The organism is Brevundimonas sp. 'scallop' (assembly GCF_011045535.1).
In the GTDB taxonomy this organism is placed as follows: domain Bacteria; phylum Pseudomonadota; class Alphaproteobacteria; order Caulobacterales; family Caulobacteraceae; genus Brevundimonas; species Brevundimonas vesicularis.
Genome location: NZ_CP039382.1, coordinates 1,047,653 through 1,071,218, shown reverse-complemented (window position 1 = coordinate 1,071,218; position 23,566 = coordinate 1,047,653). Strand labels below are relative to the sequence as shown.

The following is a 23,566-nucleotide window of genomic DNA, read 5'->3' as shown; positions in this document are numbered from 1 at the left end:
AGATTCGGCTCAACCGGCTGCGTCCCCGGGTTGAGTTCCATCTGTGGACGTTCCCTTCACGGGCGTTGCAGCCGGCTTTTGGGCGGCCTTCAGCTCTGCGATCTCAGCCCGCAGAGCCGCGATCTCGTCCTTCAGAACATCAAACTCGTCGCGACGGACCAGGTCCATTTCGGCGGCGATCCGGTCAGCTTGGGCGCGCCAGGCGGTCTTGGCCTCTTCGCCTGCGGCCTGGGCCAGGCCCATGGCGCCGGTCGTCAGCTTGGCGAACTCGTCCAGAATGGGATTGCGGGTCTGCATGGCGGCTCCGACCTCAACGTCGTTAACGAAGGTTCACCGACTATGGTGAACGAAACCTTTCTTTCTGCTGCTTCGCGGGCGCCATCAAGGCGTCGTGATGCGTCTTCACAGGCGACGACGGCGGCGACGCTTGCTAAACCACTGTCAAAGACAGTCCCGCACAGGAACGCCCCTTGCCCTTTCCCGAATTCGATCCGGTCCTGATCCACCTCGGACCGCTTCCGATCCGCTGGTACGCTCTGGCCTATGTCGCCGGCATCGTGCTGGGCTGGTGGTACGCCGCGCGCCTGGCCAAGACTCAAAGGCTGTGGGCGCCCGGCAAGCCGCCCGTCACCACGACGCAACTGGACGATCTGGTTCTGTGGATCGTGCTGGGCATCATCTTGGGCGGCCGCTTGGGCTACGCCCTCTTCTACAAGCCGGCCATGTACGGCCAGCTGTTCACCGGCCAGACGCTGGGCGAGCGGTTCGAACTGTTGCAGCTGTGGACCGGCGGCATGAGCTTCCACGGCGGCTTCCTGGGCGTCTGCCTGGCCATCGTCCTCTATGCCCGGTCGCAGAAGATCGACATGCTGCGCCTCGGCGATCTGGTCGCGCCCGTCGTGCCGATCGGCCTGATGTTCGGCCGCCTGGCCAACTTCATCAATGGCGAGCTGTGGGGCCGCGAAACGACCGTCCCCTGGGCCGTGCGCTTCTGCAACGCCCGCATCGAACAGATGTACGGCTTCTGCCCCGCCGGTGATGCGCCCCGCCACCCAAGCCAGCTCTATGAGGCGGGTCTTGAGGGGATCGTCCTCTTCTCCGCCCTTTCGATGGCGATCTGGAAGTTCGGCCTGCTGAAGAAGCCCGGCTATATCACCGGCCTGTTCCTGGTCGGTTATGGCGTCTGCCGCGCGGCGCTGGAGAATGTGCGCGAGCCGGATATCGGCATGCCAGATTTCCCGTTCGGCCTGACTATGGGAATGATGCTGTCGATCCCGATGATCCTGGTCGGCGCCTGGCTGATCTGGCGCGCGTGGAAGCGTCCGCCGGCTGCTGCTGAGGCATGAGCGAGACAGAAACCCTCAAGGCCCGTCTGGCGCGCGAGATCGCGCTGACGGGCCCGATGACGGTCGCCGACTACGTAACCCGCTGCCTGCACGATCCCAAGGGCGGCTACTATGCGTCTCGTCCAGATTTGGGCGCGCGTGGCGACTTCATCACCGCCCCCCTGGTCAGCCAGATGTTCGGCGAACTGATCGGCCTGTGGGCGGTCGAAACCTGGAACCGGCTGGGCGCGCCCGAGCGGTTCCGCCTGGTCGAGGTCGGCCCAGGCGACGGCACGTTGATGAGCGACGCCTTGCGCGCCGCCCGTCTGGTCCCGGGCTTTCTCGAAGCCTGCGATCTGATCCTGATCGAACCCAGCGCCCCCTTGCGCGATCTGCAGGCCAAGGCCCTGGCCGGCGCCGACCTGTCGCCGCGCTGGGTGCGCAGCCTGACGGCGATCGAGACCGACGCGCCGGTCATCCTGATCGCCAATGAGGTGCTGGACTGCATGCCCGCCCGTCAGTTCGTCCGCACGGACGGCGGCTGGGCCGAGCGCCGCATCGGCGTCACAGACGACGGCGATCTGATCTTCGGCCTGACAACCATATCCGGCGGTTTTCAGAAGCCAGACTTCGAAATCGCGCCGGGCGGCATTCTGGAAATTTCGGACCAGCAGGCGGTCTTCGGACGCGACCTGGGCCTGCTGATGAAGGCCGCCTCGGGCGCCGCCCTGCTGATCGACTATGGCCGCGCCCGCCCAGAAGCCGGCGACACGCTCCAGGCCTTGCGTCGTCACCAGAAGGTCGATCCGCTCGCCACGCCCGGCGAAGCCGACCTGACCCAATGGGCCGACTTCCCCCTGGTGCTGGAAGCGGCCGTTCGAACGGGCGCCGACGTCACCGGCAGCCTGCCCCAGGGCGAGTTCCTGCGCCGGCTGGGCATCGAAGCCCGCGCCGAGACGCTGAAACCTAGCCGGCCTGCCGCCTCGGGCGTCATCGACCGCCAGCTGCATCGGCTGACTGGCGACGACCAGATGGGAACTCTGTTTAAGGCCGCCGCCATCTTCGCCCCCCGATCCCTGGTCGTGCCCGGCTGGGACGCCTGATATAGGTGGGGGCATGAGCGATCTCGCCCCCATCACCCACCCGCTTCTGACCGCCGCCGGCATCGCCCACGGCTTCTTCACCCGCGCGGGCGGCGCCTCGACCGGCCTCTATGAAGGGTTGAACGCTGGCGTCGGCTCCAAGGACGACCCGGCCGCCGTCGCCGAAAACCGCCGGCGTGTCGCGGGCCATTTCAACGCCGACCCCGACCACCTGAACGGCTGCTACCAAATCCATTCCGCCGTGGCGCGTGTGGCCGAAGGTCCCTGGCATGGCGATCGGCCGGAGGGCGATGCCGTCGTCTCGGCCGAGCCCGGCCTGCTGTGTTCCGTCCTGACCGCCGATTGCGCGCCGATCCTGATGGCCGATACCGAGACGCGCATCGTCGCCGCCGTCCACGCCGGCTGGAAGGGCGCGCTGGGCGGCGTCATCCACTCCGCCGTTTCCGCCATGCAGGCCCTGGGCGCAGAGCCTCGGCGGGTGGTCGCCGTCGTCGGCCCCTGCATCGCGCCCGCCAGCTATGAGGTCGGCGTCGATTTCGAAGATCGCTTCACCCACCACGATCCTGGCAGCGACCGCTTCTTCCGCCCCGGAGAGACCGACGACAAACGCCAGTTCGACCTGCCCGGCTTCGTCCTGTGGCGGCTGCAGCAGGCGGGTGTCGGCCAGGCCGTCTGGACCGGCCACGACACCTGCGCGGACACAGAGCGGTTCTATTCGAACCGCCGCGCCTTCCAGCACGGCGAGCCGGACTTCGGTCGATTGATTGCGGTGATCGGGGCTTAGCCCGCGCGCGCCAGCTCCGGCACGCGGGTCACTTCACGCCAGGCGTGCGGGGCGGCCAACAGGGCGCGGACCAGCCTGTTGTTCAGGGCGTGACCGGCCTTGTAGCCTTCGTAGCGACCCAGCAGCGGCGCGCCCAGGACATACAGGTCGCCGATGGCGTCCAGCGCCTTGTGACGGACGAACTCGCGTTCCATGCGCAGGCCGCCGGGATTCAAAATCTCGTCGCCGTCGATGACCACGGCGTTCTCCAGCGAACCGCCACGCGCCAGACCCGCCTTGCGCAACGCCTCGACTTCGTGGGCGAACCCGAAGGTGCGGCAGGCCATGATCTCCTTGCGGAAGGTCGGTTCGTCCACGACGAAGTCGATCACTTGATTGCCGATCACGGCCGACGGGAAGTCGATCTCGAACCGCATCTCATAGCGGTCGCACGGCATCAGGGCCGCATGCTTGTCGCCCTCGACGACATGGACCGTTTCCAGGATCTCGATATAGCGCTGCGGCGTCGGCTGCGGTCGGAAACCGGCCCGATCCAGCAGCTTCACGAACTCCAGCGCCGAACCATCCAGGATCGGCAGCTCCGGTCCGTCCACCTCGACCACGGCGTTCGACACGCCCAGGGCGGCGAAAGCGGCCATCAGATGCTCGATCGTCGACAGGCGAACACCCGCGCCGTTCTCGATCATGGTGTTCAGGCGGGCGTCAACCACGGCCTCGCCCGACACCGGAATGCGGTTGTCGCGGTCGGTGATGTCAGTGCGCACGAAGACGATGCCCGTGCCCGACGGCGCAGGCCGAACCGCCAGCCGCACCCGGCGGCCGGTGTGCACCCCGACCCCGGCGATGATGGCCGGGGCGACGATGGTGCGTTCGTGATGGTCGTTTCTGACCGACAAACCTGAACTCGCTCTTTCCTTTGCGCGCCGCACACCGTGCGGATTGCGCCCTGGGTTTCATGTAGCGGTCATGCCGCAAGCGCGAAATCAAAGTCCGGTTTCGGATTGTTTCGGTCTGAGACACGTCCGAGAACGAGAAACGCCCCGGAGGCGGGCTCCAGGGCGTTTCATCGTCATTTGGGACGTTCAGTTGGCCAGACGGCGGAGAAAGGATGGGATTTCCAGGTCGTCATCGGCCTGTCCCGCCTCCGGTTCTGGCTGTTGGACCGGTTGAGCCGAAGAGCGCGCCTGATGCGACGATTGCGGCGCATAGGACATGTCGTGCTGAGGCTGGGTGCGTTTGCCGCGCCCGAACAGGCTCCAGCCGCTCCGGCGGTGGTCACGATCGTCGTAACCATCGTCGGCTTGGGGCTGCTGGGCCGCAGGCGCGGCGCGCTCGTAGAGATCGCCTTGCGGCGCGACGCGCGGCGCCGGGGCGCGGGTTTCATATTCCTCGACCCAAGGATCGACGATGGGGTCCAGAGTGCGCGGCTGCGGCTCGGCGACGCGGATCACCGGCTCGGGGCGCGGTTCCGGTTCGCGAGCGGCAGGGGCCTGAAAGGTCGGCACGACCGGCGCCGGCTCGATGCGGGGCTCGGGCGCCCGCGAGGCTTCGGCGCGAACTGGCTCGCGGTAGGCGTCACGGGTCGGTTCCGGGGCGCGCGAGGCTTGCGTGCCATACAGGCCGCCGGCCGAGCGACGCGCATCATGGCTGGCCAGCGGCGCGCTGGCGGCCGGCGGAGCGATGGGTTCGATGCGACGCACCTCGCCCTCGTCCATGCCGGTCGCGACGACCGAGACGCGGATCTTGCCGTCCAGAGCCGGGTCGAAGGCCGCGCCGAAGATGATGTTGGCGTCGCCGTCCACTTCTGCGCTGATGGCGTTGGCGGCCTCGTCGACTTCCAGCAGGGTCATGTCCAGACCGCCTGTGATGTTCACCAGCACGGCCTTGGCGCCCTTCAGGCTGGTCTCGTCCAGCAGCGGGTTTGCGATGGCGTTCTGGGCCGCCAGCAGCGCGCGATCGTCGCCCGTGGCCTCGCCGGTCCCCATCATCGCCTTGCCCATCTCGGACATGACGGCGCGCACGTCGGCGAAGTCCAGGTTGATCAGACCCGGCAGGATCATCAGGTCGGTGATCGAGCGCACGCCCGAGTGCAGAACCTGATCGGCCATGCCGAAGGCGTCGGCGAAGGTCGTGCGCTCATTGGCGACGCGGAACAGGTTCTGGTTCGGGATGACGATCAGGGTGTCGACATAGCGTTGCAGCTCGGCGACGCCCGCGTCGGCCAGACGCATGCGGTGACGCCCTTCAAAGGTGAAGGGCTTGGTCACGACGCCGACGGTCAGGATGCCGCGATCACGCGCGCATTTGGCGATGACAGGGGCCGCGCCGGTGCCGGTGCCGCCGCCCATGCCGCAGGTGATGAAGACCATGTGCGCACCTTCCAGGTGCTGATGGATTTCGTCGGCGGATTCCTCGGCGGCGTTCATGCCGACTTCGGGGTGGGCGCCGGCGCCCAAGCCTTGGGTGATGGTCTCGCCCAGCTGGATGCGGCGATCGGTCTTGGCGAAGCTGAGGTGCTGCGCGTCCGTGTTGGCCACGACGAACTCGACCCCTTCGAGGCCGGCGTCGATCATGTTGTTCACGGCGTTGCCGCCGGCGCCGCCGACGCCGAACACGACGATGCGGGGCTTCAGTTCAGTGTGTTGCGGCTTGACCAATGAGAGCGACATTTTCTGTTTCCGACCTGCTGACCCGCCCCTTCAAACCAACCGACCGCCCCGCCGAATCGCTTTGGTTATGAGCGCGTTAAGGATTGCGCCCATGAAGGTTAAGAGAACGTTACGGCGATAATGTGAGTCGGACCGAAGAACACCCCAAACCGGAAGCGTTGCTGGAGTTTTCCTGTCGACAACGAAAAAGGGCGGCTCTTTTGAGCCGCCCTTTCCGCATTCATCCCAGTCTTACCAGGGACGGTAGTTCAGGCTGATCGAGTAACGACGTCCGTAAGGATCGAAGTTGGAGTAGAGCGTAGCGCCCAGCCAACGCGCCTGTTCGGAGTCGAAGGCGTTCTGCACCGTGCCGGTGAGCGTCAGATCATCACGAACCTGATAACGGACCGAGAAGTCGTTCCGCATGAAGTTCTTCGTGTCCAGATATTCGGCAGGACGCGAGTCTGCGTTCTGCACGAAATCACGACGCTGAACGATGTCCTGAGCGGTTTGCCAGTCGGCAACCCATGTCACACGCAGGGGTTCGAAAGGCGTTTGCCAGGTCAGCGTCGAGGTCAGGCGGGTACGCGGATAGAACAGCGTGCTCGACAGTTCGGTGAAGTCGGCGGGGTTTTCGATGTTGTTGAAGTTCTTCTGCTCGATCAGCCAGGAGCCGTTGACCGAGTGTTGGAACACGCCCCAGTTCCGGCCGAGCATGTCTTGCGTGTCGAAGCGGTAGTTCGACGTGAAGTCCAGTCCACGAACGTTACGCTTGGCATAGTTGATCGAGCTTTGCAGGAAGTCGACCAACTGGAAACGGTCGTCGCCTGGGGTGGCCGGAATATCCACGCCCGAGCGAGTCAGCGTCTGGCAAGCGCTGGTGTTCAGCGAAGGGCCGTTGACGCAGTTTTCAGCTGCCACCTGGGCGCTGACCGCCGCGATGACCTTGTCGATGGTGATTTCGTAGTAGTCGAGGACCAGCGAAAAGTTCGGGATGAAGCGCGGCTGAAGGACCGTCGAGAAGGTGAAGGATTCCGACTCTTCCGGCACCAGGTTGGGGTTGCCGCCGTTACGACCGGCAACGCTGCTCGCATAGACCGGGCGATAGGCATTCGCCGCCGTCGGATCGGTGAAGTTGTAGGTCAGACCAAACTGAGAGGCCAAGGCGGCGCAGTTGACGATACGGTTCGCCGCACGCTCCCGATCCGCCAGGTTCTGAATGTTCAGCGTGGCGCAAGGATCAGTGAATGCGAGGAAGGTCTGCGTCTGCGGCGAGTTGGTTTCCGACAGCGTAGGCGCGCGAACCGAGGTGTTGAAACTCGACTTGAACGCGATGTCGCGGATCGGACGGTAGACCAGGTTCACGCCATAGACATCGCTCGCACCGAAGGTGGAGAAGTCGCTGTAGCGATAGGAGCCGCTCAGTTCCGCATACTCGCCCAGGAACGAGTCACGCATCAGCGGGATCGACAACTCGGCAAATGCTTCGTTGGTCTCATATTCGGCGGGCAAGAAGTCGGCGCCGCCGTTCAGTTGGGCGTAGGTTGTGCCCAGCGAGCGGCTGCGGCCCGTACCTTCGGTATATTCCTTGCGGTATTCGGCACCCAGAGCGACGCCGATCGGGCCTGCGCCCCAGAAGTCCCAAAGTTGACCTGAGACCGTAGCCAGTGCGTCGTGCTGTTCGTTGACCTGATCGATCGTCAGCTGAGCACGCACATATTGAAGCGCTTCTTCGCTCTGGTTGCCCAGACCAAACACGTTCAACGGCTTACAGTTTTGAACGACCGACGACTGCGAGTTCAGCGTGCCTGGAACGTTCGGGTTGCGGCTGGTCACGGTTCCGCCGTTTGCCGTCAGGGCTTGGACGCGGCAGACGATGTTGCCCGATCCATCGCGGATGGAGTCCATCGCGTAGGAGAAGCGTTCGATGTCCAGACCGCGTTCGGTGTTCTTGTTATCGACGCGGCCGTAAGTGTAGCCGATATCCCAGTCGATGTTCTTGACGAAGCCAAGATCGCCCGCCGACCCGTTCAGACCGATGACGTAACGCTGCAACTGCTTTTCGTTGGTTTGCGGACGGTCGAGCAGCCAGGCGCTGTAACGCGCGAAGGGAGCAGACGTGGTGCCCGTCTGGACGCCGGCCGCGCCTGCCGTCGCAGGACCATAGACCGGCGTGGTGTTGCCGCGGATAGCTGCGGCGAGGTTGGCCGGCAGGAAGGCGTTATCCGTGCGCGTCGTATAGGCCGACGTGCTGAGGATCTGCATCGAGTTGGCGGCGTTCAGCGTGTCGGCGATGTAGATATCGCCGAACGAATAGCCGGTCGCCAGGTTCGTCGTCTCGTCGACATATTTGGCTTCGGCATACAGATTGATATTGTTCGTGATCTTGAAGTTGGCGCCGACCTGGAAGCGGGCGTTTTCGGACTTCGGCAGCGTCGAATCGACGTTGAAGATCGTGTTCGGGTTCTCGCCGTCGCCGCCCACGTTGATGCCGCGGTTCGTGCCGGTCAGTTGCACCCAGTTTCCGAAATCGGCGACCCGCGCGTTGGCGCCATCGAACACATAGGTTCTTCCGGGGGCTACGCCGAAGCAGGAGGCCGACGTGATCGACGTGGTCGTGCACTGAGCGGCAGGGATCGTGTTCGGATTGTTCAGCGCGCTGGGCTGATAATTGTTAGCGAGGGTGACTTGACCCCAGCGGAGCAGTTGCAGCGTACGACGATCCTTATAAAGCAGGCTGTCGGTGACGCCATCATAAGAGGCAGCCGCCGTGTCGGCGTCGCGGCCGACCAGACCCCAACCGCCTTGCAGCCAGTCGATATCGGCCGCCAGCACTTCGTCCAGCTGCTCGTATTCGCCGAAGGCGTAGAGGTTCAGTCGGTCATCAAACAGGTTCTTGCCTGCCAGGACGGAGATACGCTTGGAATCTTGACCACCGTCGTTCAGCTGAGCCCAACGAGTGTCGATTTCCAGACCTTCGAAATCTTTGCGGAGCTTGAAGTTCAACACGCCGGACACGGCGTCCGAACCATAGACGGACGCCGCGCCGCCCGTGACGATTTCAACGCTTTCGATCAGCAGGCGCGGAATGGTGTCGACATCGACGGCCAAGGTGCCTTGCGGCGATCCAACGTGGCGACGGCCGTCAACCAGCGTCAGCGTGCGGCCCGACCCCAACGAGCGCAGGTTCGGCAGCGACAGGCCGCCCGCGTTCAAAACGCCTGCGGTCGTGTCCGACGGAACCTGCGAGTTCATCAGCGCAGGAATGGTCGCCAGATAGTCGATGACCGTGTTTTGACCGGTCGTCAGCAGGGTCTCGCGGCTGACTTGGATCAGCGGGGTGGGAGCCGTGACCGGATCGCGACGGATACGCGAACCAGTGACGACGATTTCGTCAACCTGAGTAGCGTCCGCGGCTTCAGCGGCGGTTTGCTGCGCCTGGGCCCAGGCGGGGGCCGACACGGCGAGAATGCCCGCCAGAACCGTCGTCCCGAACAAATAATTACGCTTCAGTTTCATAATCAGTCACCCCACTAGAATCGATTTGCGAACAGCCGAGCCGCAAAAGCCCATGGCTTCTCGTAAACCGTCTAGCGAAATATGGCTGTCAGGCAACCAATGTGACCCAAATCGGGCCAGCACGCGTCGATGATGTTACAATCATGACACAGTTCAGCTACCGGGGATTGGTTAGTTGCTGCCGCTGTAATGATGCGTGAGTGGATGGCGCTCGGCGCCTTTGACTGCGACTACACGATGTCAGAGATTGTCGCGGAGCCAGCCCGCCACGCGTCCCACAACATTCCCACGGTGGATGCGTGGCGCATCGGCAGCTGTAATCTGCCGTGCCATCAGCTTTCTTGCAGACACCGCTTCGCGCGGGCCGTAGGCGGCGCGGAGGAGGACGCCGGCGGTGGCGCAGAAGGCGGGACCGGAGGCGGCGTCGGCCAAATGTGGCGCCCGTTGGGGTTTTCCGAGGCGGACGGGGCGGTCGAAGACACGCACCGCCAGCTCGCGCACGCCGTTCAGCTGGCTGGCCCCGCCGGTCAGGACGAGACCCGCGCCCGGCTCCAGGCCGACGCCTGCGTTTTTCAGTCGATCACGGAGCAGTTCGAGCGTTTCCTCGACGCGGGGAGCGATGACGGTCTTCAGCATGGCGCGCGGGACAATGACGGGTCCGGCCGAGGCGTCCTCGCCGCGCGGCGGGGCCTCCAGCATTTCGCGGTCCTCATTGGCGCTGGCCATGGCCGAGCCGTGAAGGGTCTTGAGCCGTTCGGCACCGGCCTTGGACGTCGACAGGCCGCGCGCGATATCGGAGGTGACGTGGTCGCCGCCGACGTTCAGGCTTTCAATATGCAGCAGGGAGCGGCCGCCCCAGACCGCGGCGCTGGTCGAGCCGCCGCCCATGTCGATGCAGACGGCGCCCAAGTCCATCTCGTCCTCTTCCAGCGCGGCCAGCGACGACACGACAGGCGCGGCGGCGACGCCCTGCAGGTCGAGGTGGGCCAGCTCCAAGCAGTGGCTGAGGGTCGTAAAGACGTTCTCGGCCATCGAGACGACCAACAGATCGAGTCCCAGAGAACCGCCCCGCATAGAACGCGGATCATGCACGCCGCGCGCGCCGTCGACCGACCAGGCGATGGGCAGGACGTGGATCGGGCGGCGGTTGGGCAGGCGAATCTGGGCCAGGGCCATGCCGATGGCGCGGGCCAGATCGGCGTCCCCGACCGGATTGGCGCCCAGCGAGACGCGGGCCTGCACCCGGTGGCTGGCCATCTGGCCGATAGCCGTGGTGACGACGACGCCGGAAACCGGGCTCTGGGCGGCGCGCTCGGCGCGTTCGACGGCGTGGCCGATGGCCTGGGCGGCCTCATCCATGTTGATGATCGCCCCGCCCCTCACGCCCTTGGACTGGACGTGGCTGGCGCCCGCGACGCGGATGGTCCGGTCGGCGTGACGCACGCCGTCCGGCTTCATGATGAAGCACGAGACCTTGGACTGGCCGATGTCCAGCGCAGCGACCACGGGCGCACGACCGGCGCGAGGATCAATGCCCCGACCGTGATCATTCGCCGCGCCGCGTTGCTTGGTCATGTCTCTATGGTCCTTAGGCGTCGCCGGCGGGTCGCACGGCGACCTCGTCGGGGGTTCTGAGATCGACGCGGGCGAAGCCCAGGTCGAGCAGGCGTTCGCGCTGGTCCAGCGCATCGAGGCGGATCAAAGCCGCCTCCTGTTCGGTGGCGGGAAGCTGGATCAGGCTGCCGTCTTTGAGACGCAGGTCCCAGCGGCGCTCATCCACGCGCACCAAGGCGTCCACCATCCCCATCAGTCGCGGGCGCTGGGCCAGCAGAGGCAGGATTTCGCCCGCCGCCACGTCGGCGCCTTTGCCTACGACGAGCGGCAAGGTTGGATAACGACGCGCGTCGGCGCCGTCGATGACGTGGCCCCGGTTGTCGATGACCTTGATCTGACCAGCCTCCTGCCAGACGGCGAGGCGGTCGTGTTCCTTGACCTCGACGATCAGGGTGTCGGGCAACAGGCGCACCACGCGCGCCTCCTTGACCCAACCCACGCCCTGAACCCGCGTGCGGATGGCGTCCAGATCCAGGCTTGTGATCGGCTGACCGGAATACAGGCCCAGCGCGCGCTGGATCGCCGGCTCAGCCTCCGGCGAGGCGCCGGTGATGTGCACCCGCTTCAGCGTCAGGCCCATACCGGCCGTCACACTGTCCAGGCCATGCGAAACCGAGGCGCCGATACGCTCCGCGCGAGCGCCCGTGGCCAAAATTCCGACCAGCAGCAGCGCACCGGCGCCCAGCGCGATCACGGCTGTGCGCGGCGAAATATCGACACGGCCGATGGCGGCCATCTTGCCGGGAACGGCGGACGCGTTCTGGGCCCCGCTACGCGACCGTCCCACGCCTTTGGAAGCCGAACCGCGCTGTGGAGCCTGATTAGAACCCTGTCGCCGACCGCCGCGAACTACCGCGGGCATGAGGCGTCCTCCACCATCCACCGAACCAGATCGTCATAGCTCATCCCGGTATGGGCGGCCTGCTCGGGCGCGAGCGAAGTCGGGGTCATGCCGGGCTGGGTATTGACCTCCAACAGGACCAGATCGTCCTTAACATCATCATAACGGAAGTCGGATCGCGACACGCCGCGGCAGCCCATGGCGACATGCGCCGCCTCGGCCTGACGCAGCGCTTTCTCGAACACATGCGGAGGCAGGACGGCCGGCAGGACGTGCACCGATCCGCCCGGCGCATATTTGGCCTCGTAATCGTAGAAGCCCTTGGTCGGGGTGATGTCCGTGACGGTCAGGGCGCGCGGCCCGGCCGGTTCGCCCAGCACGGTGACGCACAACTCCTTGCCGGCGATATAGGGCTCGACGACAACCTGTTCGCCGTACGCCCAGCCCGGCTCGCCCACTTCGGAAACCGGACGGTTGGCGCCCTCGCGCACCAGGAAGACGCCGACGGACGAGCCCTCAGCATTGGGCTTGACCACATAGGGAGGCTCGATGACGTGGCGGCTGGCGACTTCGCGACGATCATAAAGACCACCGCCCGGCACATTGATGCCCGCCGCCCGCAGCACGGCCTTCGACTTGTCCTTGTCCATCGCCAGGGCCGAGGCCAGCACGCCGGAATGTGTGTAAGGAATCCGCAGGGTCTCCAGCACGCCCTGAACGCAGCCGTCTTCGCCCCAGGCGCCGTGCAGACAGTTCAACACCACATCGGGCTTGATCAGACCGGACAGCACATTGGCCAGGTCGCGCCCGGCGTCCACACGACTGATGCGCACGCCCTGCCGCTCAAGCGCCTGCGCGCACTGCTCACCCGACGAGAGGGACACCTCCCGCTCTGCGGAAAGGCCGCCCATCAGGACGGCGACATGAAGAGAAGAGAAGGGGCGGGTCATCGGCGGCTCCAGAACCGACTGGATGCCGCGCAGGTCGTTAACAGCCCGTCAACCAAACCGTAATGGCGTCACTGAAGTGTTGATGGCGCCGGCGTTTCGACCACGACGACTGGGTCGTCCACACCCGTGACCTGGGGCGCAGCCGCCTCTACGACCGTCTCGGATGGCGTCGTCAGGTCCAGCGCGTACAGATATGCGCCCTGACACTGTTCCTTGTCGCCATACGACCATTCCGCTGCGCGGTGACGCAGGCCTGCCGTTGCGGCCGGCGACGTGGGCGCCAACATATCGTCGCGCAACGTCATGTCCGGTCGCAACTGCTCGCCCGACAGATCAAACGCTCCCGCATAGACGGCCTCGCCGTCGCGAACCTCGAATCCGGACGTCCCCAGGCAGAAATGGGTGATGTACTGGCCGACATTGACCGCGCTCAGACGCCAGCGACCAGGCGGCACCGAGAAGATCTGGGTCACGGCCCGCGTGCGATCGCCGCGAACAGCGCCGCGCGTTGGCAGGGCGACGGCGAACAGCGCCGGACGACCGTCCTGCTCCCAGGGCTGAATATCGGGCGCAGGCCCCTGGCGGGTAAAGAACAGCGTGCGGCCGCCCTGCTCCGCCATGCCGGTCAGACGCACGGTGACGAGAGCGTCCCCGGACGCCACGGCGACGTCCTCTGGCTTCAACGCGCGCGGCGGACGCGCGGTGCGCGGGGCCTGCGGGCCTTTGCGGGCGGCCGGCGGCGTGGCGCTTTGCGGCGGCAAGGCCTGAAGGCTCAAAGACGCCTTATCCAGATCGCCCGATTTTCCGATCAATACCGTTTCACCGCGCACCGCGTCGTTGTCATAGATGCGAACGATCTCTCCCTTCGGTTGGTCGGCGCCGACGTGGTCCGCCAGGGCGACGTGGAGGTCCGCCTGCTCCAGCAAATCCAGCGCCTTGCCGTCGGTCTCATCCAGTCGAACGACACGCCAACCGTTCACCACCATGCAGTTTTCGACATTGGCGGCGACGCCTCTGCGCTCGTGCATGCCATTCATCGCGCCCTGGATGACGCCGACCACCAGCATGCCCAGCAGACCACCGGCCGCACCGGCTGCTGCGGCGCTGTTGTCATCAGGCTGCGTCATCCGCGAGGCCTCGGCCAGACACCCGTTCAACGCGGCGTCGTGCTGCGCCAGATCGGCGCCCGCGCGGTTGAAATAGGTGTACCCAGCGCTGGACCGCGTCAGATCGATCCGGTTTTGGCCGCCCTCAAGCGCAGGACCGACCGCCGTGCGGGTGACGAGTTGGGCGTGTGCCGGTTCTGCGGCCATGGCCAGAAGGCCGACGACGGCTGCGAGACGCTTCATCTGATTTCTCCCCCGAGAAATCTTCACCTAACGTGCGGCACATCCCCGCGCAACCGCCGATCAGCGTCGGCCGATCCGCTTGATTTCCCACTCCAGCTGAACGCCGGTCTTGGCCAGCACATCGGCGCGAACCGCCTCGCCCAGGCCTTCAATGTCGGCGGCTGTCGCCTCGCCGGGATTGATCATGAAGTTGGAGTGCAGTTCGCTGAACTTGGCCCCTCCCCCGGTTTCGGCGTGCAGCTTGCCGCGCCAGCCGGCCTCATCCACCAGCTTCCACGACGAATGGCCCTCGGGGTTCTTGAACGTCGAGCCGCCCGTCTTCTCGCGGATCGGCTGGGTCGTCTCGCGACGGCTGGTGATCTCGGAGATCCGGGCCGCTACCGCCTCGGGTTCGTCAGCCGCGCCGCGATAGGTCGCCTCGATCCAGATGATGTCGGCCGGCGCCTGAGAATGGCGATAGGTGTAACCGAAGTCTGCCAGATCGTAGTTGACCCACTCGCCCGCCCGCGTCAGCCCCCAGGCCGACACCAGCACGTCCTTGGTCTCAGAGCCGTAGCAACCGGCGTTCATGGTCAGGGCGCCGCCGATCGTGCCCGGAATGCCGGCGTAGAATTCCAGCCCGGCGATTCCCGCCTTGGCGGTGGCCTTGGCGACCATCGAGTCCAGCGCGCCCGCGCCGGCCGTGACCGTGTCGCCGTCCGTCGTGATCTGCGCCCACGGGCGGCCCGCCAGGCGGATCACCACCCCCTCGACCCCGCCATCACGGACGATGACGTTTGATCCGACGCCCAGAACCGTCACCGGCACGGCCGGGTCCAGCGCCTTTAGGAAGTCCGCCAGATCCTCGGCGTCCGCCGGAATGAACAGGGCCTCGGCCGCGCCGCCCACCCGGAACCAAGTATAGGGCGCCAGCGGCTCGTTCCGCAGCAGCTTGCCGCGCACTTCGGGCAGAGCGATCACGCCAGAGCCTCCAGCTGCGCCGGCAGGCCATAGGCCCAGCTGGTGATGTCGCCGGCGCCCAACAGCACGACGACGTCGCCGGATTTGGCCTCGTCCTTGATCAGGCGCGGCAGAACAGCAGCGTTCTCCAGGGCCTGGACGTGACGGTGGCCGTAGCGACGCACTCCGTCGGCCAGGGCGTGCTTGTCCACACCTTCGATCGGTTGTTCGCCGGCCGGATAGACGTCGACGACGATCACGCTGTCGGCGTCCGAGAAGCATGTCGAGAACTCGTCCATCAGATCGCGCAGACGCGTGTAGCGGTGCGGCTGAACCACAGCGATGACCCGTCCGTCCGTCACCTGACGGGCGGCCTTCAGCACGGCGGCGATCTCGACCGGGTGGTGGCCATAGTCGTCGATGATGCGAACGCCGCCCACGACGCCCGTGGTGGTGAAGCGGCGCTTGACCCCGCCGAACCCGGCCAGGCCGGTGCGGATCGCGTCGTTCGACACATCCAGTTCGCGCGCCACGGCGATCGCGGCCAGGGCGTTCGACACATTATGCCAGCCGGCCATCGGCAGATGGACGCCGGAGATCACATGGGTTTCGCCATTCTGGATGACTACGTCGAAGCGGCAGCCGTCGGGCCCCATCTCGACATTGTCGGCCCGCACCATCGCCTGCGGATTGACGCCGTAGGTCACAAGCCGCCGGTTATCGATGGCCGCGACCAGCTTTTGCACTTCGGGATGGTCCAGGCAGACAGCGGCGAAACCATAGAAGGGTATGTTCTCGACGAAATCCACGAACGCCTTCCGCACCCCGTCGAAGTCGCCGTAGTGGTCCAGATGTTCGGGGTCGATATTGGTGACGATGGCCACCGTCGATTTCAGGCGCAGGAAGCTGCCGTCCGACTCGTCCGCCTCCACCACGATCCAGTCGCCGTCGCCGACCTTGGCGTTGGTGCCGTAGGCGTTGATGATGCCGCCGTTGACCACCGTGGGATCCAGGCCCGCCGCATCCAGCAGGGCCGCCACCATCGAGGTCGTGGTCGTCTTGCCGTGTGTGCCGCCCACAGCGATCGAGAACTGTAGCCGCATCAGCTCGGCGAGCATCTCGGCCCGGCGCACCAGCGGGATGCGGCGCTCGCGGGCCGCCTTCATCTCGGGATTGTCGGCCTTGACCGCCGTCGAATAGACCACCGCTGAAACGCCCTCGCCCACATGGGCGGCGTCGTGGCCGATGAAGATCTTGGCGCCCAGCTGTTCCAGCCGCTCGGTATTGGCGCTGGCCTTGGCGTCAGAGCCCTGCACCGAATAGCCGATCTTAAGCATGATCTCGGCGATGCCGCTCATGCCGATGCCGCCGATGCCGACGAAATGAACGGGACCGAGGTCGAACGGGACGGGGCGAAGGCGTGCGATCATTTTCGCCTCATAAACGCCGCCTCGCCTCCTGCGAAGGGCGCGCCGCCTACGGAGCGAACTTTTCTAAGGACGATCGGGCGCGGCTGTGCGCGAACTCGCACAGAACTATTGCGCCTCCACCGAGTTGTCTTCGGGAACGCGCGCGGCTCCCGCTTGCGCCGCTGCTCCAAAGGACTCCCAAGATGGCCAAGAACGCAAAGCCGGCCGGCGCGCCGACAATCGGCAACGCCGGCGAGGTGCACCAGACCGCCTCGACGCCTGAGACCCGCCTGACCACAAATCACGGGACGCCGATCAGCGACAATCAGAACTCTCTCAAGGCCGGCCCGCGCGGCTCGACCCTGCTGGAAGACTTCATCCTTCGCGAGAAGATCCAGCATTTCGACCACGAGCGTATCCCTGAGCGGATCGTTCATGCCCGCGGCTCTGCCGCCCACGGCTTCTTCGAACTGACCGACAGTCTGTCGGAGTTCACCACGGCCAAGATCTTGACCGAGGTGGGCAAGAAGACCGAACTGTTCACCCGCTTCTCGACCGTCGCCGGCGGCGCGGGCTCGGTCGATACGCCGCGCGATGTGCGCGGCTTTGCGGTCAAATTCTATACGACCGAGGGCAACTGGGATCTGGTCGGCAACAACATCCCGGTCTTCTTCATCCAGGACGCGATCAAATTCCCCGACCTGATCCATTCGGTGAAGATGGAGGCCGACAAGGGCTATCCCCAGGCGGCCAGCGCCCACGACACCTTCTGGGACTTCATCGGTTTGATGCCCGAGAGCATGCACATGGTCATGTGGGCCATGTCGGATCGCGGCATCCCACGCAGCCTGCGCATGATGGAAGGTTTCGGCGTCAACACCTTCCGCCTGCTGAATGCAGAGGGCCAGGCGACCCTGGTCAAGTTCCACTGGCGGCCCAAACTGGGCACGCAATCCACCTGCTGGGACGAGGCGGTCAAGATCGCCGGCGCCGATCCCGACTATCATCGCCGTGACCTGTATGAAGCCATCGATCAGGGCGACTTCCCCGAATGGGAGTTCGGCGTGCAACTGTTCACCCAGGAACAGGCCGACGCCCTGCCCTTCGACATTCTGGACGCCACCAAGCTGGTGCCGGAAGAGGATTATCCGATCCGCGTGATCGGCCGAATGGTGCTCGACCGCAACCCGGACAACTTCTTCGCCGAGACCGAGCAGGTCGCCTTCCTGCCGACCAACATCGTGCCGGGCATCGATTTTTCGGAAGATCCGCTGCTGCAAGGGCGGCTGTTCTCCTATCAAGACACCCAGCTGTCGCGCCTGGGCACGGTCAACTTCCACCAGATCCCGATCAACCAGGCCAAGGGCTGCCCTTTCCAGAACTTCCAGCGCGACGGTCACATGCAGATGGCCGTGCCGAAGGGCCGCGCCAACTATGAGCCCAACAGCCTTGCCGAGGCGGGCGAGGACGGCGGCCCGCGCGAAGATTCTAAGGGCGGTTTCCGCACCGCGCCCATCCCGGTCGAGGGCGAAAAGGTCCGGCTGCGCGCTGAAAGCTTCGCCGATCACTACAGCCAGGCACGGCTGTTCTTCCGCTCCCAGACCGAGATCGAACAGGCCCACCTGGCCAGCGCCATTGTGTTCGAACTGTCCAAGGTGTCGATCGCCCACGTTCGCGAGCGCGTCCTGGCCAATCTGCAGAACGTCGATGAGACCCTGGCCCAGCGTGTCGCAGACGGCCTGAACCTGCCCCTGCCCAAGGCGTCCGACCCCGGTGTGGCGCCCATCGATCTGGACGCCTCGCCTGCCTTGCGCATCGTCGGCAAATATCCCGACACCCTGAAGGGCCGAAAGGTCGCCATCCTGGTCGCCGACGGTTCGGACGGTGCGGTCGTCGACGCCGTGAAGGCGGCGGTTGAAGGCGACGGCGGCTCGGTCTTCATCGTCGCGCCCAAGATCGGCGGGGCCAAGCTGAAGGGCGGCAAGGCCCTGGCCGCAGACGGGCAACTGGCCGGCAGCCCGTCGGTCCTGTTCGACGCCGTGGCGATCGTTCTGTCCGAGGACGGCTGCGCCCAGATGCTGAAAGAAGGCGCCGCAGTCGATTTCACCAAGGACGCCTTCGGCCACCTCAAGGCCATCGGCCACACCGCTGAGGCCCAGCCCCTGTTGGACAAGGCGGGCGTCGAGCCGGATGCAGGCGTGATCGATCTGTCCAAGGCCCCCAAAGGCTTCCTCGCCCCCGCCCGCACCCGCCAATGGGATCGCGAGCCCAAGGTGCGCATGTTGGCCTGACCGAAGTAAACTTGATCAGAACGACAGAGGGCCGGGCGATACGTCGCCCGGCCCTTTCGTTTTCAGCATCGCGACGCGGTCAGCTGTCGGCTTGCCAGCCGCCAGCCAAGGCGCGGAACAAGGCGATTTGGTAGCTGGTGACCAAGGCGTCGGACTGGGCCAGGGCGGCGTCCGCCGCCGCCTGGGTGCGTTCGGCGTCCAGCACCAAGAGGAAGCTGTCGGCGCCGGCGTTGAATCGCAGGCGCGACAGGTCGGCGGCGCGGGCTGCTTGGTCCCTGGCTTCGGTCAGGGCCGCACGGCGGTCCAGCTCGTTGGCGTAGTTGGACAGGGCAGTTTCCGTCTCCTGCAGGGCCGTCAGCACCGTCTGGTCGAAGTTCGCCAGGGCGGCGTCCGAACGGGCGCCGGCGGCCTTGATCTGAGCGCGGGCGGCGAAGACGTTGGGGAAGGACCAGCTGATCAGCGGACCGAAGCTGAAGCGGAAGTTCTGGTCGTCGCCCAGTTCACCCGAGTCCAGCGCGGTGGATCCGAAAGAGCCGCCCAGGCTGATCTGCGGAAACAGGTTGGCGGTCGCCACGTTCACGCGCGCGGCGGCGGCGGCCAGTTCGGCCTCGGCCTGGCGCACGTCGGGACGGCGGGCCAGAAGCGCCGCGCCATCGCCGACCGGGATCGGCTGGCTGAGCTGGGGCGGACGCACGCAGGCGGCGGCGGCCTGGCTGGCCTCGGCCGGGGTGCGGCCCGTCAGGGTGGCCAGGCGGAATAGCGCCTCGTTACGGGCCGCGCGCAGGGTCGGCAGGGTGGCCGCCGTCTGGGCCAGGGCCGCGCGGGCGCTGGCCACGTCCAGCCCCGTACCCGCCCCGCCGTCGAGCAGGGTCTGGGTCAGGTTGGCGGTGTTGCGTTGCAGCTCCAGCGTCCGTTCGGCGACCGCGATCTGCGCATTGGCCGAGCAGGTGTCGGCATAGGCGCGGGTCGTTTCGGCCGCGACCGTCACCTGGACCGTGGCCAGAGCGGCCTCGGCGGCGCGGGCGTCGGCGCGGGCGGCGCGGATGGTGGATTCCACCCGTCCGAACAGATCGACCTCATAGGCCGCCTGAATGCCGACGTCGTAGGTGTCGATCTCGGGCGCATCCTGCCCGGCAGGCAAGCCTTGAACGGTGGCGGCCGAGGCGCGGCTGCGCTGCGCCTGGGCGCTGGTCGTCGTGGTCGGGAAACGACCCACGCGGGCCTCCGACAGCGACGCCCGGACCGCGCGCAGATTGGCGAAGGCGGCCTCGAGCTGGTTGTTCTCGGCGAAGGCCTGCTGGATCAAGGCGTCCAGCGTGGGGTCTTCGTAAAGCCGCCACCAGTCGTCGCGCGCCGCAGCGGTCGAGATGGTGGGGCTAACCGCGCCGACGAAGGCGCCTGTGCCGGCGACGGGCAGGTCGGCGATCGGCGCCTTGGGCCCGACCGCGCAGGCGGCCAGCAGGGCGCTGGAGGCTGCGGCGGTCAGGAAGCTGAGGGTCTTGTTGCGGGTCATCAGATGTCCCCTCCCCGGCCGGTCGCGGGCGCAGGCGCGTTCGGATCGGTCAGGTCGCTGGTTTCGTCATAACGCACGGGCCGGTCCGAAGGACGGTCAGGCGTCGGGGTCGGTTTCTTGCCTTGCGGCAGTTTCGAGGACAGCCAGCGGCTGACCACATAGAAGACCGGGGTGAAGATCAGGCCGAAGAAGGTCACGCCCAGCATGCCCGAGAATACGGACGTGCCCAGCGACTGACGCATCTCCGCGCCCGGCCCCGAGGCCAGCATCAGCGGCACGACGCCGAGGATGAAGGCGAAGGAGGTCATCAGGATCGGACGCAGGCGGGTCTTGGCCGCGGCGACCGCAGCCTCGAACCGGTTCATGCCCTGCTCTTCTTCGGCTTGTTTGGCGAACTCGACGATCAGGATGGCGTTCTTGGCCGCCAGGGCGATCAGAACGACAAGCCCGATCTGGACCAGAATGTTGTTGTCCAGGCCGCGCAGGTTCACCCCGATGATGGCCGCCAGCAGACACATCGGCACGATCAGGATGACCGCCAGCGGTAGCGTGAACGCTTCGTACTGAGCCGCCAGCACGAGGAAGACGAACACTACCGCCATCAGGAAGATGACCGTCGCGCCGGAACCCGCCGCCTTCTGCTGATAGGCCAGACCCGTCCATTCGTAGGAGAAGCCCTGCGGCAGGGTCTGGGCGGCCATGGTTTCCATGACCTGCAGCGCCTCGCCGGAAGAGACCCCTGCTGCGGCGTTGCCCTGAAGTTCGGCCGCCGGGAACAGGTTGTAGCGCACGATCCGCGCCGGGCCGGAATCGTTGACCAGATTGGCCACCGACCCGATCGGCACCATGGCGCCCGTGGACGACTTGGTCTTCAGATTGGCGATGTCGGCGATGTCGTCGCGCGCCGTCGGCTCTGCCTGCGCCGTCACCCGGAAGGTGCGGCCCAGCATGTTGAAGTCGTTGACGTAGGACGAGCCCAGATAGACGCCTAGGGTGTCGAACACCGAACTGGGTTGGACGCCCAGCATCAGCGCCTTGTCACGGTCGACGTCGGCGGTGATGCGCGGCGAGGCCGTGTTGTAGGTCGAGAAGACCTGGCTGACCTCGGTCGGCTTCTGCGCGGCAGCGCCCATCATGGCGAAGGTCGCGCCTTCCAGCGGACGATAGCCGGCGCCTTCGCGGTCCTGGATCATCATCGAGAAGCCGTTGCCGGTGCCCAGACCCTGGACCGCCGGCGGGGCGATGACGAATATCTGAGCGTCCTCGATCTGTCCGGTCGCCTGGGTGATGGCGCCGGCCAGGGCCGTGGCGGCCTCTTCCTTGGAGCGTTCCTCGAAGCCGTTCAGACGCACGAAGATGGTGGCGGCGTTGGAGCCGAACGAGAAGCTGGAACCGTCCAGACCGGCGAAGGCTACGGTGCCGTTCACCCCGGCGGTGCCCTGGATGATCTTGGTGGCGCGTTCCATCACCGCCTGGGTGCGGTCCAGCGACGCGCCGGCCGGCAGTTGGATGACGCCGATCAGGAAGCCTTGGTCCTGTTCAGGGATAAAGCCCGAGGGGGTGTCGACCAGACGCCAGGCGGTCAGGCCCAGAAGACCGGCGTAGATGATCAGCACCAGACCGACCGTGCGCACCAGACGCGCGGTCAGGCGGCCGTAACGATCCGACAGCCAATCGAAGCCCTCGTTGAACTTCCGCCCGGCCCAGCCGCCATAATAGACGACCGTGCCCAGGACGCCCGGCTTGCGCGCGTGCTCATGATCCTTCTTGTGCGGCTTCAGCAGCAGGGCGGCCATAGCCGGCGACAGGGTCAGGGACACGAACAGCGAGATGACCGAGGCCGAGGCGATGACGACCGCGAACTGGCGATAGAAGATGCCGGGAATGCCGGGCACGAACATCGTCGGCACGAACACCGACACCAGCACCAGGCCGATGGCGATCAGGGCGCCGGAAACCTCCTGCATCGATCGATAGGCGGCCTCCTTGGGACTGAGCCCCTCACCGATGGCCCGCTCCACATTCTCAACCACGACGATGGCGTCATCCACGACGATGCCGACCGCAAGGACCAGGGCGAATAGGGACAGGGAGTTGATCGAATAGCCCAGCGCCAGCTGCACCGCGAAGGTGCCGACCAGGGCGACGGGAATGGCGACGATGGGGATGATGGCCGCGCGCCAGGTCTGCAAGAAGACCATGACCACGATAATGACCAGGACGACGGCTTCGACCAGGGTGTGCTGAACCGACTCCACCGAGGCGGCGACGAACTCGGTCGGGTTGTAGGGTACGTCCACCTTCATGCCGGCGGGCACTTCGGACTTCAGAGCCTCGACCTCTTTCAGGACTCGATCGGCGGTGCCCAGGGCGTTGGCGCCTGGCTGCTGAACGATGGCGATGCCGACGCCGCGCTGGCCGTCGAAGAAGCCGCGGATGCCGTAGTCCTGGGCGCCCAGTTCGATCCGCGCCACGTCACGCAGATAGGTGACGCGGCCCTGGGCGTCCGTCTTCAGCACGACGTTGGCGAACTCATTGGGATCGCTGAGACGACCCTGGACCTGGACCGGCAGTTGGAAGGCGGCCGCGCTGTTGGGGAACGGCGGCTGACCGATGGAGCCGGCGGCGGCCTGGACGTTCTGGGCGCGCAGGGCGGAGACGATCTCGGGACCCGTCAGACCGCGCTCGGCCGCCTTGGCCGGGTCGATCCAGACGCGCATCGAATAGTTGCCGCCGCCGAACACCTGAACCGCGCCCACGCCCTCGATCCGCAGCAGACGGTCCCGCAGCGTGGAGTTGGCGTAGTTGCCGACATAGTCGTTATCCAGGGTGCCGTCGGGCGACGTGAGGCCCAGGATCATCAGGAAGCCGCTCTCGGCCTTGTTGACCACGACGCCCGTCTGGCGAACCGCCTCGGGAAGACGGGGCTCGGCCAGCGCCACCCGGTTCTGGACAAGCACCTGAGCGGAATCCAGGTCCGTGCCGGGCTGGAAGGTCACCGTGATGGCCACCGCCCCGTCCGATGTGGACGAGGAAGAGATGTAGAGCATGTTCTCGACGCCGTTCACCTCCTGCTCGATGGGGGCGGCGACGGTTTCGGCCAGGGTCTCGGCCGAGGCGCCGGGATAGGCGGCGTTGATGGTGATCGTCGGCGGCGCGATCTCCGGATACTGCGACAGCGGCAGCAGCGGATAGGCGGCGATGCCGATGATGGAGATCACCACCGCGATCACGGCCGCGAAGATCGGCCGGTCGATGAAGAAGCGGGAGATGTTCATGGC

At 66.0% G+C, this 23,566-nt stretch carries 16 protein-coding genes; 4 read left to right on the top strand and 12 right to left on the bottom strand.

Annotated features, from left to right (window positions below):
- Positions 1-9: 9 nt before the first annotated feature.
- Positions 10-297 (bottom strand): accessory factor UbiK family protein, encoded by a 288-nt coding sequence (locus tag E4341_RS05195; protein WP_165115693.1) that lies wholly within the window; start codon positions 295-297, stop codon positions 10-12.
- Positions 298-470: 173 nt separating this feature from the next.
- Between E4341_RS05195 and lgt the strand changes: the two genes are divergently transcribed.
- Genes lgt through pgeF form a run of 3 tightly spaced genes read left to right on the top strand, consistent with a single transcriptional unit; the run spans position 471 to position 3,212 of the window.
- Positions 471-1,346 (top strand): prolipoprotein diacylglyceryl transferase, encoded by an 876-nt coding sequence (lgt, locus tag E4341_RS05190; protein WP_165115691.1) that lies wholly within the window; start codon positions 471-473, stop codon positions 1,344-1,346.
- On the top strand, positions 1,343-2,428 hold the full coding sequence (locus tag E4341_RS05185; protein WP_165115689.1) for a class I SAM-dependent methyltransferase: 1,086 nt from the start codon (positions 1,343-1,345) through the stop codon (positions 2,426-2,428). Before lgt ends, E4341_RS05185 begins: the two co-directional genes overlap by 4 nt.
- Before the next feature lie 13 nt (positions 2,429-2,441).
- A complete protein-coding gene (gene pgeF, locus E4341_RS05180) occupies positions 2,442-3,212 on the top strand; it encodes a peptidoglycan editing factor PgeF (RefSeq protein ID WP_165115687.1) in 771 nt (256 codons plus the stop codon).
- On the opposite strand, the gene lpxC is transcribed toward pgeF, so the two are convergent.
- The 9 genes from lpxC to murC form a co-directional block, all read right to left on the bottom strand.
- Positions 3,209-4,108: a UDP-3-O-acyl-N-acetylglucosamine deacetylase gene (lpxC, locus tag E4341_RS05175; RefSeq protein ID WP_165115685.1), complete on the bottom strand. Its 900-nt coding sequence runs from the start codon at positions 4,106-4,108 to the stop codon at positions 3,209-3,211. The genes pgeF and lpxC overlap by 4 nt on opposite strands.
- A gap of 186 nt (positions 4,109-4,294) precedes the next feature.
- Positions 4,295-5,881 carry a cell division protein FtsZ gene (gene ftsZ / locus E4341_RS05170; protein ID WP_165115683.1) on the bottom strand — a complete coding sequence of 529 codons (1,587 nt, stop codon included), beginning with the start codon at positions 5,879-5,881 and terminating at the stop codon, positions 4,295-4,297.
- Between the two features lie 231 nt (positions 5,882-6,112).
- On the bottom strand, positions 6,113-9,379 hold the full coding sequence (locus E4341_RS05165; protein WP_165115681.1) for a TonB-dependent receptor domain-containing protein: 3,267 nt from the start codon (positions 9,377-9,379) through the stop codon (positions 6,113-6,115).
- A gap of 240 nt (positions 9,380-9,619) precedes the next feature.
- A complete protein-coding gene (gene ftsA, locus E4341_RS05160) occupies positions 9,620-10,954 on the bottom strand; it encodes a cell division protein FtsA (protein WP_066626418.1) in 1,335 nt (444 codons plus the stop codon).
- A 13-nt stretch (positions 10,955-10,967) separates the two neighbouring features.
- Entirely contained in the window at positions 10,968-11,855 is an 888-nt protein-coding gene (locus E4341_RS05155) for a cell division protein FtsQ/DivIB (RefSeq protein WP_165115679.1), read from the bottom strand.
- Positions 11,843-12,784 carry a D-alanine--D-alanine ligase gene (locus tag E4341_RS05150; protein ID WP_165115677.1) on the bottom strand — a complete coding sequence of 314 codons (942 nt, stop codon included), beginning with the start codon at positions 12,782-12,784 and terminating at the stop codon, positions 11,843-11,845. Before E4341_RS05150 ends, E4341_RS05155 begins: the two co-directional genes overlap by 13 nt.
- 68 nt (positions 12,785-12,852) lie before the next feature.
- The gene (locus tag E4341_RS05145; RefSeq protein ID WP_165115675.1) at positions 12,853-14,133 is read right to left on the bottom strand and encodes a hypothetical protein; all 1,281 of its coding nucleotides are present in this window, start codon (positions 14,131-14,133) and stop codon (positions 12,853-12,855) included.
- Between the two features lie 60 nt (positions 14,134-14,193).
- Positions 14,194-15,093: a UDP-N-acetylmuramate dehydrogenase gene (gene murB / locus E4341_RS05140; RefSeq protein WP_165115673.1), complete on the bottom strand. Its 900-nt coding sequence runs from the start codon at positions 15,091-15,093 to the stop codon at positions 14,194-14,196.
- Positions 15,090-16,502, bottom strand: coding sequence for a UDP-N-acetylmuramate--L-alanine ligase (gene murC / locus E4341_RS05135; RefSeq protein ID WP_165115671.1), 1,413 nt, complete (start codon positions 16,500-16,502; stop codon positions 15,090-15,092). Before murC ends, murB begins: the two co-directional genes overlap by 4 nt.
- Positions 16,503-16,684: 182 nt before the next feature.
- On the opposite strand from murC, the gene E4341_RS05130 reads away from it, so the two are divergent.
- Entirely contained in the window at positions 16,685-18,772 is a 2,088-nt protein-coding gene (locus E4341_RS05130; protein WP_165115669.1) for a catalase, read from the top strand.
- A 79-nt stretch (positions 18,773-18,851) separates the two neighbouring features.
- Here E4341_RS05130 and E4341_RS05125 read toward each other — a convergent pair whose 3' ends face one another.
- Positions 18,852-20,285: an efflux transporter outer membrane subunit gene (locus E4341_RS05125; RefSeq protein WP_165115667.1), complete on the bottom strand. Its 1,434-nt coding sequence runs from the start codon at positions 20,283-20,285 to the stop codon at positions 18,852-18,854.
- On the bottom strand, positions 20,285-23,563 hold the full coding sequence (locus tag E4341_RS05120) for an efflux RND transporter permease subunit (RefSeq protein ID WP_165115665.1): 3,279 nt from the start codon (positions 23,561-23,563) through the stop codon (positions 20,285-20,287). The genes E4341_RS05125 and E4341_RS05120 overlap by 1 nt, the downstream gene beginning before the upstream one ends.
- Between the last annotated feature and the right edge of the window lie 3 nt (positions 23,564-23,566).

Excerpts from the sequence above, each read along its gene's own strand:
- E4341_RS05145 (WP_165115675.1), bottom strand. The coding sequence starts at position 14,133 with ATGAAGCGTCTCGCAGCCGTCGTCGGCCTTCTGGCCATGGCCGCAGAA.
- pgeF (WP_165115687.1), top strand. The coding sequence starts at position 2,442 with ATGAGCGATCTCGCCCCCATCACCCACCCGCTTCTGACCGCCGCCGGC.
- E4341_RS05165 (WP_165115681.1), bottom strand. The coding sequence starts at position 9,379 with ATGAAACTGAAGCGTAATTATTTGTTCGGGACGACGGTTCTGGCGGGC.
- E4341_RS05130 (WP_165115669.1), top strand. The coding sequence starts at position 16,685 with ATGGCCAAGAACGCAAAGCCGGCCGGCGCGCCGACAATCGGCAACGCC.
- E4341_RS05155 (WP_165115679.1), bottom strand. The coding sequence starts at position 11,855 with ATGCCCGCGGTAGTTCGCGGCGGTCGGCGACAGGGTTCTAATCAGGCT.
- E4341_RS05125 (WP_165115667.1), bottom strand. The coding sequence starts at position 20,285 with ATGACCCGCAACAAGACCCTCAGCTTCCTGACCGCCGCAGCCTCCAGC.
- E4341_RS05195 (WP_165115693.1), bottom strand. The coding sequence starts at position 297 with ATGCAGACCCGCAATCCCATTCTGGACGAGTTCGCCAAGCTGACGACC.
- ftsA (WP_066626418.1), bottom strand. The coding sequence starts at position 10,954 with ATGACCAAGCAACGCGGCGCGGCGAATGATCACGGTCGGGGCATTGAT.
- ftsZ (WP_165115683.1), bottom strand. The coding sequence starts at position 5,881 with ATGTCGCTCTCATTGGTCAAGCCGCAACACACTGAACTGAAGCCCCGC.
- E4341_RS05150 (WP_165115677.1), bottom strand. The coding sequence starts at position 12,784 with ATGACCCGCCCCTTCTCTTCTCTTCATGTCGCCGTCCTGATGGGCGGC.
- murC (WP_165115671.1), bottom strand. The coding sequence starts at position 16,502 with ATGATCGCACGCCTTCGCCCCGTCCCGTTCGACCTCGGTCCCGTTCAT.
- E4341_RS05120 (WP_165115665.1), bottom strand. The coding sequence starts at position 23,563 with ATGAACATCTCCCGCTTCTTCATCGACCGGCCGATCTTCGCGGCCGTG.
- E4341_RS05185 (WP_165115689.1), top strand. The coding sequence starts at position 1,343 with ATGAGCGAGACAGAAACCCTCAAGGCCCGTCTGGCGCGCGAGATCGCG.